Origin of the sequence: Aeromonas sp. S11(2024) (assembly GCF_041402345.1) — a bacterium.
Classification (GTDB): Bacteria; Pseudomonadota; Gammaproteobacteria; order Enterobacterales; family Aeromonadaceae; genus Aeromonas; species Aeromonas veronii.
Window position 1 is genome coordinate 15,926 of record NZ_JBGLRC010000010.1, and the last position, 14,147, is coordinate 30,072.

11 protein-coding genes are annotated in these 14,147 nt (G+C 59.9%); 5 read left to right on the forward strand and 6 right to left on the reverse strand.

The annotated features are described in order from the left end of the window. Positions 1–185 precede the first annotated feature (185 nt). From ACB040_RS10385 to ACB040_RS10410, 6 genes are all read right to left on the reverse strand, one after another. Positions 186–2,741 carry a TRAP transporter permease gene (locus ACB040_RS10385; protein ID WP_371154746.1) on the reverse strand — a complete coding sequence of 852 codons (2,556 nt, stop codon included), beginning with the start codon at positions 2,739–2,741 and terminating at the stop codon, positions 186–188. 103 nt (positions 2,742–2,844) lie between these two features. Continuing rightward, a complete protein-coding gene (locus tag ACB040_RS10390) occupies positions 2,845–3,816 on the reverse strand; it encodes a TAXI family TRAP transporter solute-binding subunit (protein ID WP_005339950.1) in 972 nt (323 codons plus the stop codon). A 414-nt stretch (positions 3,817–4,230) separates the two neighbouring features. Continuing rightward, complete coding sequence (locus tag ACB040_RS10395) at positions 4,231–6,384, reverse strand: S9 family peptidase (protein ID WP_371154744.1); 2,154 nt, start codon at positions 6,382–6,384, stop codon at positions 4,231–4,233. A 234-nt stretch (positions 6,385–6,618) separates the two neighbouring features. Continuing rightward, the gene (locus ACB040_RS10400) at positions 6,619–7,050 is read right to left on the reverse strand and encodes a DUF411 domain-containing protein (protein WP_005339953.1); all 432 of its coding nucleotides are present in this window, start codon (positions 7,048–7,050) and stop codon (positions 6,619–6,621) included. A 46-nt stretch (positions 7,051–7,096) separates the two neighbouring features. Continuing rightward, positions 7,097–7,420 (reverse strand): hypothetical protein, encoded by a 324-nt coding sequence (locus ACB040_RS10405; protein ID WP_005339955.1) that lies wholly within the window; start codon positions 7,418–7,420, stop codon positions 7,097–7,099. Between the two features lie 88 nt (positions 7,421–7,508). Continuing rightward, positions 7,509–8,231, reverse strand: coding sequence for an SDR family oxidoreductase (locus ACB040_RS10410; RefSeq protein ID WP_323897340.1), 723 nt, complete (start codon positions 8,229–8,231; stop codon positions 7,509–7,511). 142 nt (positions 8,232–8,373) lie between these two features. Here ACB040_RS10410 and ACB040_RS10415 point away from each other — a divergent pair, with 142 nt between their 5' ends. The 5 genes from ACB040_RS10415 to ACB040_RS10435 all read left to right on the forward strand — a co-directional run bounded on the left by ACB040_RS10415 (position 8,374) and on the right by ACB040_RS10435 (position 13,495). Beyond that, positions 8,374–9,216 (forward strand): LysR family transcriptional regulator, encoded by an 843-nt coding sequence (locus ACB040_RS10415; RefSeq protein WP_323897339.1) that lies wholly within the window; start codon positions 8,374–8,376, stop codon positions 9,214–9,216. Between the two features lie 101 nt (positions 9,217–9,317). After that, a complete protein-coding gene (locus ACB040_RS10420) occupies positions 9,318–9,914 on the forward strand; it encodes an NAD(P)H-dependent oxidoreductase (protein ID WP_005339958.1) in 597 nt (198 codons plus the stop codon). A gap of 67 nt (positions 9,915–9,981) precedes the next feature. Beyond that, a complete protein-coding gene (locus tag ACB040_RS10425) occupies positions 9,982–11,838 on the forward strand; it encodes a monovalent cation:proton antiporter-2 (CPA2) family protein (RefSeq protein ID WP_323897338.1) in 1,857 nt (618 codons plus the stop codon). After that, entirely contained in the window at positions 11,835–12,221 is a 387-nt protein-coding gene (locus ACB040_RS10430; protein ID WP_042081419.1) for a SirB2 family protein, read from the forward strand. Before ACB040_RS10425 ends, ACB040_RS10430 begins: the two co-directional genes overlap by 4 nt. 287 nt (positions 12,222–12,508) lie before the next feature. After that, positions 12,509–13,495, forward strand: a complete 987-nt coding sequence (locus ACB040_RS10435; protein ID WP_005339987.1) for a YafY family protein — start codon at positions 12,509–12,511, stop codon at positions 13,493–13,495. Positions 13,496–14,147: the final 652 nt, after the last annotated feature.

The following is a 14,147-nucleotide window of genomic DNA, read 5'->3' on the forward strand; positions in this document are numbered from 1 at the left end:
CAATATGGAACATGCTATTTGCGAGGGGGTGACATGGACATGTCACCCCACTTTTTTGGCCGCTCGCCACCGTTTATCTTTTTCCATGAGTGTTGCTCATCGCAAGAGCCGCAGAGGGCAAGGCAATAACAAGGCAATAAAAAGAGGGCCGCAATAGCGGCCCTCGGTCTCATCTGCCCGGTGGATTAACCGGCCTTGACGCTGCGGCGACGCTGCAGCCAGACGATCGCCCCGAACAGCAGGAAGCCCGGGATCCACATCCACTCCTTGGTCCAGCGCTCGGTCGGCGCCTTGACGGTGAGGATCTCCTGATCGAACTCCAGTCCCATGGTGGCGGCCGGGCTGCCAAAGGCGACGTTGTCGATCAGCGTCTTGCCATCCTGCTCATAGAGGCTCAGCCCCAGATTGGCCAGCCGCTCTTCGCCATTTGCCCCATCCGGTACGGCGACCAGCAGGGTGAACTTGCGTGGCTTGCCCACTGCATCTTCACCTAGGATCCGCAGCCGCAGTGTGCTCTCCGCCTCCACTTCACCCATGGTTTGGGCCAGCTGGGCAGGCGGGGTCTCGCGATAGGGGTCGTGCACCATGTCCATCCAGAAACCCGGGCGGAACAGGGTAAAGGCGACCAGCAACAGCAGCACGCTCTCGTACCAGCGGCTCTTCACCAGGAACCAGCCCTGGGTGGCGGCGGCGAAGATCAGCATGGCGATGGTCGCCACGATGAAGATCAGCACCCCGTGGGCGAAGTCCACGTCGATCAGCAGCAGGTCGGTGTTGAAGATAAACAGGAATGGCAGCGCCGCGGTACGCAGGCTGTAGTAAAACGCCGTGATCCCGGTCTTGATGGGATCGCCCTTGGAGACAGCCGCAGCCGCGAAGGAGGCCAGCCCCACCGGCGGGGTCACATCCGCCATGATGCCGAAGTAGAAGACGAACAGGTGCACCGCGATAAGCGGCACGATCAGCCCGTTTTGCTGCCCCAGCGTTACCACCACTGGCGCCAGCAGGCTGGAGACGACGATGTAGTTGGCAGTGGTCGGCAGTCCCATGCCGAGGATCAGGCTCAGCAGTGCGGTGAGCAGCAGCATCAGCAGCAGGTTACCCATGGAGAGGAACTCCACCAGATCCGCCAGCACCAGACCCACCCCGGTCTGGGATACCGCACCCACGATAATCCCCGCGGTGGCGGTGGCAATGCCGATACCGATCATGTTGCGGGCACCGGCAACCAGCCCTTCCCGCAGATCCACCACGCCGTCAGCGACGGTACCGTAGTCGTGCTTGCCGTCCTTGCGCAGCCAGTTGAGCAGCGGGCGCTGGGTCAGCAGGATGATCACCAGCATCACGGTACCCCAGAAGGCCGACAGCCCCGGCGAGAGGCGTTCCACCATCAGGCACCATACCAGTACTACCACCGGCAGCAGGAAGTGCAGGCCGGAGAGCAGCACGGCGCGGGTGTTGGGCAGCTCGGTGAGCGGCTTGTCAGGATCTTCGGCAGGCAGCGGTTCATTGCTGGCAGCGATCTTCAACAGGGCCACATAGGTGGCAGCCAGCAGTACCGAGATCCCCGGCAGGGCGTAGTCACCCAGAGCAGGTTTGAGCCAGCCGAGGCCATAGTAGACCGCCAGTGACAGGCCGCTGATGAGGGCCGCGCCAAAGGCAAAGCCGGTCAGGCGACGCAGCCAGGGTTTGGGTTGATGGTTGCCGATGGGCTGCATGCCCAGTTTCAGCGCCTCCAGATGGACGATGTAGAGCAGCGCTATGTAGGAGATGGCGGCAGGCAGGAAGGCGTGCTTGATGATCTCCACATAGGGGATACCCACGTATTCGACCATCAGGAAAGCCGCAGCCCCCATCACCGGCGGCATGATCTGGCCGTTGACCGAGGAGGCCACTTCGACCGCCCCCGCTTTCTCTGAACTGAAGCCCACCTTCTTCATCATCGGGATGGTGAAGGTGCCGGTGGTCACCACGTTGGCAATCGACGAGCCGGAAATCAGACCGGTCAGGCCGGAGGCGACCACTGCTGCCTTGGCCGGGCCACCGCGCAGGTGACCGAGCAGGCTGAAGGCGAGCTGGATAAAGTAGTGACCGGCACCGGCCCGCTCCAGCAGGGCGCCGAACAGCACGAACAGGAACACGAAGCTGGTGGAGACGCCAAGGGCGATGCCGAACACCCCTTCGGTAGTGATCCACTGGTGGTTGGCCAGCGCGGTAAAGCCTACTCCGCGGTGTGCCAGCAGTCCCGGCATCCAGGGGCCCGCCAGGCTGTAGATCAGAAAGACGATGGCGATGACCGCCAGTGCCGGCCCCAGGGCGCGGCGCGCCGCTTCCAGCAGCAGCGGAATGCCGATGCAGGCGGTCACCAGATCGGCGGTGGTGAGGGTGCCGGGGCGCAGCGCCAGTGCTTCATACATCACGAACAGGTAAGACGCGGCGCCTGCAGCGATCAGACCGAGGGCGATATCACCGGGGGGAACCCGATCCCGCGGCGAGGAGCGAAATGCCGGGAACACCAGAAAAGCGAGCAACAGAGCAAAGGTGAGGTGAATGGAGCGGGTTTCGGTGTCATTGAGTACGCCAAACCCCACCATGAAGGGGAGTGGCGAGGCGATCCAGAGCTGGAACAGCGACCAGGCCAGCGCCAGCGCTGTGATGAGCCAGCCCATGATGCCCAGCGGCAGACGAGCGCCCACATCCTGGGCGATCAGTTCCTCGGTAGAGAGTTGTTTATCTTGCATAGGGTTAACTTGTGCCAACGAGTACAACAAGAGCGACACCCGCCCCCGCAATCAGGCGGCAGACGGGTGTCGAAGAGAGTGACAAAGGCCCCGGGGCCTTTAATCAGAGCCAGCCGCGCTCTTTGTAGTAGCGGGCAGCCCCTTCATGCAGCGGTGCAGAGAGACCCACCTTGATCATGTCGGCCTCTTTCAGGTCGGCAAAGGCAGGGTGCAGGCGCTTGAAGCGATCCAGGTTGTCGAACACCGACTTGACCAGCTGATAGACCACTTCCGGATCGGTTTTGGCGCTGGTGGAGAGCACCGCTTTGCCACCGATGGAGGGGGTCGGCTTGTCGCTGCCCTTGTAGATGCCGCCCGGGATCTCGGCCTTGCTGTAGTAGCTCTTCTCGGCCAGCAGCTTGTCGATGTCGGCGCCGGTCACAGGTACCAGCACTGCATCTGTGGTGGTGGAGGCTTCCTGAATGGCGCCGTTCGGGTGACCGACGAAGTAGCTCATGGCGTCGATGTTGTTGTCACCGAGGGCGGAGGCCTGTTCGGCCGGCTTCAGCTCGGAGACCAGACCGAAGTCACCCTTCTTCCAGCCTTTGACCGCCATGATCTCTTCCATGGTGTCACGCTGGCCGGAGCCCGGGTTGCCGATGTTGACGCGCTTGCCCTTCAGATCGTCGAAGCTGGCGATCTTGGCATCGCGGCGAGCCAGGATGGTGAACACCTCGCTCTGCAGGGAGAAGACGGCGCGCATATCGTCCATGGCCCCTTCGGCCTGGAACGGTGGCAGCCCCTTCATCGCTTTGAACTGGTGGTCGGATTGCATGATGCCGAAGTTGAATTCACCGCTGCGGATGCCGTTGACGTTGGCAACACCACCGCCACTGGCCGGGGCGTTGCACTTGATCTGGTGATCGGCGGCGCCGCGATTGAGGAAGCGGCAGATGGACTGGCCAGCGACATAGTAGACGCCGGTCTGACCGCCGGTGCCTATGGTCACGAAGCGCTCCTGCGCTTGTACCGGACCACCGAATGAAACACCGACCAGAGCCGCCGACAGGGCGCATGCCAAAGTTAATCCTTTCATTTTTTCTCCCTTTTCTTTGATTTTGTTTATCCGATCCCCGGATAAATTGATGGCAATCCCGTTCTGCGCCGGGCTTGCCCGCTCTTCTCGTTGCGCGAAAGCGGGGGGAGTTGATCACCCCCTTTCCGGCAGTCACCCTCATCCTGTGGTGAGGCTACCGACCTCCTGTCGGTCGAAGATAAATTGGCCCCTGAGGGGCCAAATAAAAAGTTGCAAGCACTCCGATTAAGCACATTCACCCAACATAAATCAAACGAAATGGCAAAATAGCGGAGTTAAATCTTGAGAAACATGACCTCGATCATTCATTTTCTTGCCGAAGATTAATTTGATATGGAGGGAAATGGAAGAGGGAAAAACTACGAGAGGATTCTTATGCGGCCCTTGAATGACAAGGGCCGGAGTCATGAGAGATCAGTTGGCCGGGGTGGCCTGATCCAGGATAAAGGCGTATTCCAGCGCGATATCCTCGTAGGCTTTGAAGCGGCCCGACTTGCCGCCGTGGCCGGCGTCCATGTCGGTGTTCAGTAACAACTTGTTATCATCCGTTTTCAGATCGCGCAGCTTGGCAACCCACTTGGCGGGCTCCCAATACTGCACTTGCGAGTCGTGCAGCCCGGTGGTGACCAGCAGGTTGGGGTAGGCTTGCGCCTTCACCTGATCGTAGGGGCTGTAGCTCTTCATGTAGTCGTAGTAGCGCTTCTGGTTCGGGTTGCCCCACTCGTCATACTCCCCGGTGGTGAGGGGGATCGACTCGTCCAGCATGGTGGTGACCACATCGACAAACGGCACCTGCGCCACCACGCCGCGATAGAGTTCGGGCGCCTGATTGATGACCGCCCCCATCAGCAGGCCGCCGGCGCTGCCGCCCATGGCGTAGACCTGATCCCTGGCCCCGTAGCCTTGCTCAACCAGCGCCTTGGTGACATCGATAAAGTCATTGAAGGTGTTCTGCTTTTTCAGCAACTTGCCATCTTCGTACCAGTGACGGCCCAGCTCTTCGCCACCCCGGATATGGGCGATGGCGTAGACGAAGCCGCGATCGAGCAGGCTCAGGCGCGAGCTGCTGAAGTCGGGATCCATGCTGGCGCCGTAGGATCCATAGCCATAGACCAGCAGCGGATTCTTGGGCGCATCGGCCTGCTCTTTCTTGAACTTGTCCTTGCGATAGACCAGCGACACCGGCACCGATACACCGTCGCGGGCGGTCACCCAGAGCCGCTCGCTGGCGTACTGGTCGGCCTTGAAGCCGGCCACCGGCTGCTGCTTGAGCAGGGTGCGCTTGCCGCTCGCCATATCCAGCTCATAGGTGGAGGCGGGGGTGGTCATGGAGGAGTAGCCATAGCGCAGGGCGCTGGTATCCGGCTCCGGGTTGTAGGCGAGCCAGGTGACATAGGCGGGATCGTCGAAGGCGATCTCCTTCTCGTCGCCGTTCTGCCAGTTGATCTGGCGTAGCCGGGTCAGTCCCTTGTTGCGCTCCTCCAGTACCAGCCAATCCTTGAACAGGGCGTAGCTCTCCAGCAGCACGTCCGGATTGGGGGCGATCACCGCCTTCCAGCGATCGACCGGACTCTCCTTGGTCTCGTAGAGGCCGAAGTTCTTGCCATCCTTGTTGGAGCGCACATAGAAGCGGCCGCGGTAGTGATCCAAGCTGTATTCGTGATCCACCTGACGGGGCAGGAACAGGCGGGGGGCGTGCTCCGGCTGGTTGGCATCGATCAGCCGCGCTTCGCCTGTGGTGGTGCTGGAGAGGGCGATGACGATGAAGTCTTCCGAGGTGGTGGCGTAGAGGCTGATGTAGAAGGAGTCATCCTTCTCTTCATAGACCAGCTTGTCCGTGGCCGGATCCGTCCCGAGCGTATGGCGATAGACCTGATACGGAAGCAGGGTCTGCGGGTGCTTGCGCACATAGAAGACGGTCTTGTTGTCGTTGGCCCACACCAGATTGCCGGAGGTATTTTCCAGTTTGTCGGTGGCCCACTGGCCACTCTCCAGGTCGAGGAACTGGATCTGGTACTGACGGCGGGAGAGGAAATCTTCCGCCACCGCCAGCCAGCGATTGTTACGGCTCACCTCAAGGGCGCCGAGGGCATAGAACTCGTGCCCTTCAGCCCGCTGGTTGCTGTCGAGCAGCAGGCTCGCCTGCTCTTCACCGAGCTTGGTGCGCGAGTAGATCCCGTACTCCTTGCCCGGTTCATAGCGGGTCTGGTAGCGGTAGCCGTTCTTCACATAGGGCACCGACTCATCCTGCTGGGGGATGCGGGCGACCATCTCTTTGTAAAGCTGTTCGCGCAGGGGTTGGGTCGGCTTGAGCATGGCCTCGGTATAGGCGTTCTCGGCCTTGAGATAGTCCAATACCTCGGGCTTCTGCCGCTCGTCGTCGCGCAGCCAGTAGTAGTTGTCGATGCGGGTATCCCCATGTTTTTTCAGGGTGCGGGGATGTTTGGCGGCCACGGGCGGCTGGATTGGATGTTCGCTTGTCAGCATGGCGGGCTCTTCATTGGCATAAGTGGGGGGGAGAACTGTCAGAAAGGCTAGCAGCAGAACTCCTCGGGAAAAGGTAAACATGTCGCATCCTTGGCGCTGGAAAGGGTTGGTAGACCTGAGCATCGGCTCCATGAATTGGCGTTAAATCTGCCCCTTGTTGCCGGTGGTTGCAAGCAATCCCTTGTTATTGCAGGAAATGTAATCAAAAAAAGCCGCTATCTCGCGATAGCGGCCCTCTTTCTGGCCATGAGCGGCAAGAGTCCGCTCAGGTGTGCCTCACATGATATGGGAGTGCCCTCTCATGGCCAGTTTTCGTCAGCCGGGGTAGCTCGACCAGCGGTTGGTCGCGCCCTCGTTGCTGATACTCAGTACCTCATAGGGATGGCCCGGAATATCCATGCCCGGCGCACTCTGGGGCATGCCCGGAATGGTCAGGCCACGGATCGCCGGTTTTTCCCTGAGCAGCTTTTGTACATCGGCGGCCGGTACATGCCCCTCGATCACATAGCCATTTACGATACCGGTATGGCAAGAAGCCAGTTCCGGCGCGATACCGTATTGCTGCTTCACTGCGCCGAGCTGTTCGGTTTCGATGACCTCCAGTTCGAAGCCATTCTGCTCCATGTGCTCATTCCAGCTTTGGCAGCAGCCACAATATTTGGATTTGTAGACGGTCATCTTCTCGGCCGCGAGAGCCGAAAAGCTGACGGTACCGGCCAGCATGGCCAGTAACAGGGGTTTGTACATCACTCACCTCAGATTGAAAGAAAAGATGCCCGATACGGGATGCGTTTCAGATCCGGGTGCGTGGGGGACGTTCGAGCCGCTCGCACGGGGCGTCCGGCATAAAGAGAGAGGGGGAGGCGAAGTCGGGGGTATCCGGTTCCAGCACGGCGACCGTCAGGCTGTCGCTGCCTACCAGCGTCATCGAGAGGGCGGTGGTAAAGCTGCCGCAGGGCATCGCCTTTTCCAGGGTACGCTCGCTCTGGCTGCAGTGGGTGGTCAGGGTACAGAGGTCGGTTGCGGCCCGGCTGCCAAACGACATCAACACCAGCACCAGACTCCACAAGGGGAGCCAGCGACGGGCGTGAGCGAGTTGGCGACGGGTGAGAACCATGGAATGACTCGAAAATAACAAGGGGCACATGGTAACCCTGTGCCCCGGGGGAGGGTCAAGCCCTCCCCATGGTGTCAGTCAGCCAGGATTAAGGTTGCTGACGGGTCGCCGCCAGCACGATCTCGCGCACGCAGACGTTGGCAGGCTGGTTCCAGGCGTAGAGCACGGCATCGGCGATCACTTCCGGCGCAATGACGCCACCCATCTGATATTTCCAGTCGTGGTAACCGGCTTTGATGCTCTCGTCAGTGGTGTGGCTGAGCAGCTCGGTCTCGACCGCACCCGGGGCAATGGTCACCATCCGCACGCCGACATCGGCTACCTCTTCCCGGATGTTCTCGGTCAGGGCGTGCACGGCGAACTTGGTGGCGCAGTAGGCAGCATGGTTCGGGAAGGTCTTGCGACCGGCGATGGAGCTGATGTTGATGATGGTGCCGCTGCGGCGCTCCTTCATGCCTGCCAGCACTGCGTGGACGCCGTTCAGTACCCCCATCACGTTGATGTTGAGCATCTGCTGCCATTCGGCGGGATCCTGCACATCGGCCTGACCCAGCAGCATGACACCGGCGTTGTTGACCATGCAGCCGACCGGGCCAAATTTGGCTTCTGCCTGCTGGACGGCGGCTTTCATGGCGGCGGTGTCGGTCACATCGACCCCGATGCAGAGGGTATCGGGCAGGTTCAGCGCCTGCATCGGCTCGACCCGGCGGGCCAGCAGCAGCAGCGGATGACCGGCGGCAGAGAAGGCACGGGCGATGGCGGCACCGATCCCGGCGGAGGCGCCGGTGATCACGACGAGAGATTTGGACATGGGTCTTTCCTTCTGATTCAAGAGTCGGTTTGAGCAAACAGGTGGCTGGCCAGCACGGAACCCAATCACTATAGTCACTGTATCTATAAGTGATAAATATTGTTTTCCGCTGGTTGTCATCTGAAAAAACTATGGTTGGTTTATGCTGGACTTGAGATTGCTGCGTTTCTTCATCGCCATCTATGAAGAGAAGAACATCACGGCGGCGGCCGAGCGCTGCCACGTCAGCCAGCCCTCCCTCTCGGCGGGGCTGCGCCAGCTGGAAGAGGCGCTCGGTGACAGCCTGTTTGTCCGGGGCAAGAAGGGGGTGGTGGCGAAAGATCCGGCCCACTATCTCTATCCTCACGCGGTCAAGCTGGTGGAGGAGGCGCGCCGTTTGCCAGAGCTGTTTCGCCAGAAAGCGACGCGTGCGAGGCTCAATATCGCCATCATGCCGGACTTGAGTCGCCGTCGGGTGGCCGGGCTGTTGCAGCAAGTGCAGGGCGTGTTGCCGCAGCTGGATCTCACCCTCTCCGACTACACCACACCCGCCGACTGCCGCTTGACGCTGGATGCCCTGCGCCGGGAGGACGAGATCTTTCTGCCGCTGTGGGAGGAGGATTACGTGCTCTGCGTACCGGTCGACCATCCCCTGGCCAGCCGCGAGAAAATCGAGCTGGCCGAGCTGCAACATTATGATTTTATTGAGTGCCCGCCCTGCGAAGCCCATCAGCAGACTATCGGCCTGCTGGCCTGTGACCGCCTTACCCTCAATCTGGTGGCCAAGGCCGAGAGCAAGGGGCTGGTGATGGCGCTGGTGCTGGCGGGGGTCGGCATCAGTTTTCTGCCGGACGGGCTGGTCGAGGATGAGGCGGGGCTCTGTACCCTGCCGGTGAGCGGACCGCGGATGTTTCGCCGGATCGGGCTCTGCTATCCCGCCCACCAGACCCTCAATCCGGCGCTGCGGGAGCTGATCCCCGAGTTGGCAGGCTATGGCGCTTCCTGATAAGGTCGCTCTCCTGTGCACCTTTACGATGCAGTTCCCCAGACTCTCCTTTTCTGTTTACCGCGCCTTGCACAGCAAGGCTTTGTTCGGGTGATGTGGTCATGAAACGCATTCTGGTTATTTTTTCCCATCCCGCGCTGCAGAGCTCGCGGGCCAACAAGCAGCTGTTGCAGGCGATTGAGGGGCTGGAGGGGGTCACGGTTCACGACCTTTACCAGCACTATCCCGACATGTTTATCGATGTGAAGCGGGAGCAGGCGCTGCTCTGTGAGCACGATATCATCGTCTTCCAGCACCCGTTTTACTGGTACTCCTGCCCGGCCATCATGAAAGAGTGGATGGATCTGGTATTGGAGTATGGCTACGCCTACGGCCCTGAAGCCCACGCCCTCAAGGGCAAGCAGTGGCTGAGCGCCATCACCACCGGCGGGGCGCCGGAGTCCTACTGCAGCGAGGGTTACAACAGCCGACCGCTGCTCGATTTTTTGCTGCCATTTCAGCAGGCAGCCACCTTGTGCGGCATGAACTGGCTGCCCCCCTTCGTGCTCCACTCCTTTCACAAGATCAAGGATCCCGCCGCCCTGCGCCGCTGTGGGCAGGACTACCGCCAGCTGCTTTGCGCCCTGCGTGATGATCAGCTGACCCCGGAGCAACTGGCCGGGCGTCCTTATCTGCGCGACTTGCTGGAGGTGCTCTGATGAAACATGGGCTGCTTGTTGGCCGAGCTTATGAGCCGGACCAGATGTTCACACGGAGGGCTGACTGATGGGCCACGGGATCCTGTTTGATGCCTTTATCTACCTCTCCGCCGCCGTTATCGCGGTGCCGCTGGCCAAGCGCTGGGGGCTGGGCTCGGTGCTCGGCTACCTGCTGGCGGGGATCATCATAGGCCCCTTTCTACTGGGGCTGGTGGGGGAGCAGAAGGATGTGATGCACTTCGCCGAGTTTGGCGTGGTGCTGATGCTGTTTCTGGTCGGTCTTGAATTGCGTCCGGCCCTCTTGTGGCAGTTGAAGGGGCCGATCCTCGGCACCGGCGGCCTGCAGGTGCTGCTCACCACGGCGGCGCTGACCGGCGTGGCGCACCTGATCGGTCTGCCGCTGCTACAGGGGCTGGCTATCGGCCTCATTCTGGCGCTCTCCTCCACCGCCATCGTGTTGCAGAGCCTGCAGGAGCGCAAGCTGATGCAGAGCGAGACCGGTCGCTCCGCCTTTGCGGTGCTGCTGTTTCAGGATATTGCGGTCATTCCGATCCTGGCGCTGCTGCCGCTGCTGGCCATGGCCCCGGTCGCCAGCAATGGCGGCTCCGAGCTGGCGGGTTGGCAGCATGGTCTGCTGGTGGTCGCGGCCATCTCCGGCATCGTGCTGGGTGGCCACTACCTGATGCGGCCGGTATTTCGTGCCATCGCCCAGTCCCATATGCGGGAGATCTTCGTCGCCGCCGCCCTGCTGCTGGTGATCGCTATCGCTGTGTTGATGGAGTCGGTGGGGCTTTCGCCTGCACTTGGCTCCTTCCTCGCCGGGGTGGTGCTGGCCGACAGCGAATATCGCCACGAGCTGGAGGCAGACATTGAGCCGTTCAAGGGCTTGCTGCTCGGCCTGTTTTTTATGTCGGTGGGGGCTGGCATCAACTTCGGCCTGTTTGCCGAACATCCTTTTCTCATCCCGACGCTGGTGGTGGGGCTGATGGTGCTCAAATGGCTGGTGCTGATGGCGCTCGGCTTCATCATCCGCATCTCGCCGAGTCAACGCTGGACCTTCGCGCTGGCGTTGGCGCAGGGGGGCGAGTTTGCCTTCGTGCTCTTTTCGTTTGCCGCGCAAAACCGGGTGCTGCCCGGCGAGACCATCTCGCTGCTGACGCTGGTGGTGGCGCTCTCCATGGCGCTCACCCCGCTGCTGCTGATCCTCAACGATCGGGTGATCCAGCCCTGGTTCGATTACCGTAACCAGAGCGACGCGCCGCAGCATGAGCAACCTGAGCTGGTGGAGCATCCGGTGATCATCGCAGGCTTCGGCCGCTTCGGTCAGATCGTGGGGCGTCTGCTGCATGGTCACGGCATCGGCACCACCATCCTCGAGCAGGATGCAAGCCAGATAGAGACCCTGCGCAAGTATGGCTATCAGGTCTTCTATGGCGATGCCAGCCGGATCGACCTGCTCCATGCCGCCGGGGCGCACAAGGCGAAGTTGCTGGTGCTCTCCATCAACGATCCTGCTACCTCGCTGGCGGTGATCGAGATGGTGCAGAAGCACTTCCCGCACCTGAAGATCTTGGCGCGAGCGCTGGATCGACCCCATGCCCACGAGATCCTGCGCCACGGGGTCGAGAGCGTACACCGGGAAACCCTGGGTTCGGCGGTCGATCTGGGGGTGGAAGCCCTGACCCAGCTCGGTTTTCGGGCCAACCAGGCCTGGCGGGCGGGGCAGACCTTCAAGCAGCACGATAACTGGCTGTTGCGCGAGCAGGTCAACTATCTGGACGACGAACACACTTATATCAACAAGAGCCTGCAATACCGGGAGATCCTCTCCGATCTGTTGCAAGACGACGAGGAGGGGCAGGAGCGTATCCATGCCCACAACTGGAACAGCGGGCTACCCGACGACGACAAGGAAGCAAAATGATTGCCTATTACCCCATGTTCAAACACCTGCATATGACGCTGGCGCTGGTCAGTCTGCTGCTCTTTATCTATCGCTGGAGTCTGGCGCTGGCCGGCAGCGATCGGTTGCAGCAGAAGTGGCTGAAGATCCTGCCGCATATCAACGATACCTTCCTGCTGCTGTTTGGTGTGTTGCTGGCGGTGGCCTTGCAGTTGAGCCCGGGTCAACAACCCTGGCTGATGGCCAAGCTTATTGCACTGGTACTCTATATCGGTCTGGGTGTCATGGCGCTCAAGCGCCCGGCCCGCGGTCAGAAGTTGGTGGCCGGTGTGGCGGCACTGGCGGTATTTGGCTACATGGTCGGTGCGGCCATCACCAAGTCAGCCTGGTCGTGGCTGATGTGAGCCAAAGGGGAGAGTCATGCTCTCCCCTGAAATCATATTCTACGATGAATTAATTAATTGAAGTTTTATGCTGACAATAAATCGCAACATAGAACTTTCATTTGAGGGATTTTTGGCTAATTTTAGCCTCTAGCGGCTCCTTTTTTTAGTGTATTGTCTTTGTAAATCAATTGTTTAGTGTGCTTTGTATGAAAATGGCGACAGTTGTCGCAGCAAAACTTGCGACATAGACTGTCGCAAGTCACGACTAGCATACAGTCAACGCTAAACCAGTGAAGGCAAGCACCATGAGCAAGAAGCTGTTACGACAACTGACCTTGGCGCGTTGCATCCCGCACCGCCCTTACAAGCTGACCGCCAGCCAACTCCAGGTAAAACTGGAAGAGGAAGGTATCCACGTCAGTCTGCGTACCGTGCAACGGGACCTGGAGGAGATGTCCGGCATGGGACTGTTCGACCTCACCTCGGACGAGCGCAGCAAACCCCATGGCTGGTGCTTCGAGCGCCACGGCCTCAACGACTTTGCCAATATCATGCCGCTCTCGCTGGCGGTGGCCCTGAAAACCTGGAGTGATCAGGCGAGCCAACTGTTGCCGGCGAGTGTACTGACCGAATTGAATCCGCTGGTCGACAAGGCGAGCCAGGTGATCCGCGACAGCCAGAGCGAACTGGCCGAACGCTGGCTGGAGAGTGTCCACCAGTCACCGCGTCCGTTTGCCGGCAACCCGGAGATCCGCCGCAGCACCCTGATCCGCGATGCGCTCTGGCGTGGTCGCAAGTTCAGTGCCGAGATCCAGCGCGTGATCAAAGAGCGCACCGTGTGGCTCTGCTACGACCGTATCAACCCGCTCGGCATTCTCAATCAGCCGGACGGCCCGATCCTGCTCTGCACTCTGTCCGAGCTGGATCCCAAGGTCTACGGCATCCCGTTCGACCATATCAAGAACGTGGAGCTGACCAACTTCAGCGCCACCCAGCCGAAGGATTTCAATATCCAGAAGCTGATCCGCGATCAGGGCTATCAGGATGTGAGCGGCCCGATCCGCTTCGTCGGCCGGATCGATGCCAACAGCCAGTCGCTGGTGGATAACCAGATCCCCGGCAACAATCCGCGCATGACCCGCTATGACAAGCGCAGCGTGGTGGTGGAGACAGAAGTGCAGGACACCCCGGAGTTTCGCAGCTGGTTGAACAACATCGGCGGTGAACTGGAGGTGCTGGCACCGGAATCGCTGCGCAAGGCCTATCTCAATCCGGCCAACCGCTTGAGCTGATTAAAAAGTTGGAATGTTGAAGAGTCGAGCCTGGTCTCGGCTCTTTTTTTTGCGGTTTTTTTAAGCATATTTATTCAACTAATTTTTAAGTCTTAACGTCAGGATTGAACCGTTTTCCTGCCCCGTTTTTGGGGGCGAAACCCGTGTAAGAGATCTGCCATAGCGACTGTAAGAGGCTGGCGCTTTGAGCCGTACGCGAAGCCATGCCAGAATGTTCTAGCTTTCCAGTGAAACTAAATAAATAGCTGATATTAAAGGGTTAGTTTTAAAGTTTGTTTTTTGGGATGGTAGCTGTATTGGATCTTTATCATCGGATGGCCCTTGTTCGGGGGGCGCATTTCCTTAGTATGGGTCTCACAAGGACGGAGCTGGTCCGGCAGGATGCAGGGCAGCGCATAAAGATGGAATAGTCCGCAGGATGTGGACAAGGGACACCTCAGGATGAGCTCGATAATCAGGATGATTATCGTCACGGATGAATAAAGGAACACCGCGGGATGCGGCAGGACACTCTCGGGATGAGAGCAGAACGAACGGAACATCGTTCTTCAGGATGAGCAGGACCTCGCCGGATGCGAGAGGAATACTTCAGGATGAAGTGAGATAACCCGGATGGTTATCTGTCAGGAAGACGCAAGGAACCCCACAGGAC

Excerpts from the sequence above, each read along its gene's own strand:
- ACB040_RS10385 (WP_371154746.1), bottom strand. The coding sequence starts at position 2,741 with ATGCAAGATAAACAACTCTCTACCGAGGAACTGATCGCCCAGGATGTG.
- ACB040_RS10390 (WP_005339950.1), bottom strand. The coding sequence starts at position 3,816 with ATGAAAGGATTAACTTTGGCATGCGCCCTGTCGGCGGCTCTGGTCGGT.
- ACB040_RS10395 (WP_371154744.1), bottom strand. The coding sequence starts at position 6,384 with ATGTTTACCTTTTCCCGAGGAGTTCTGCTGCTAGCCTTTCTGACAGTT.
- ACB040_RS10400 (WP_005339953.1), bottom strand. The coding sequence starts at position 7,050 with ATGTACAAACCCCTGTTACTGGCCATGCTGGCCGGTACCGTCAGCTTT.
- ACB040_RS10405 (WP_005339955.1), bottom strand. The coding sequence starts at position 7,420 with ATGGTTCTCACCCGTCGCCAACTCGCTCACGCCCGTCGCTGGCTCCCC.
- ACB040_RS10410 (WP_323897340.1), bottom strand. The coding sequence starts at position 8,231 with ATGTCCAAATCTCTCGTCGTGATCACCGGCGCCTCCGCCGGGATCGGT.
- ACB040_RS10415 (WP_323897339.1), top strand. The coding sequence starts at position 8,374 with ATGCTGGACTTGAGATTGCTGCGTTTCTTCATCGCCATCTATGAAGAG.
- ACB040_RS10420 (WP_005339958.1), top strand. The coding sequence starts at position 9,318 with ATGAAACGCATTCTGGTTATTTTTTCCCATCCCGCGCTGCAGAGCTCG.
- ACB040_RS10425 (WP_323897338.1), top strand. The coding sequence starts at position 9,982 with ATGGGCCACGGGATCCTGTTTGATGCCTTTATCTACCTCTCCGCCGCC.
- ACB040_RS10430 (WP_042081419.1), top strand. The coding sequence starts at position 11,835 with ATGATTGCCTATTACCCCATGTTCAAACACCTGCATATGACGCTGGCG.
- ACB040_RS10435 (WP_005339987.1), top strand. The coding sequence starts at position 12,509 with ATGAGCAAGAAGCTGTTACGACAACTGACCTTGGCGCGTTGCATCCCG.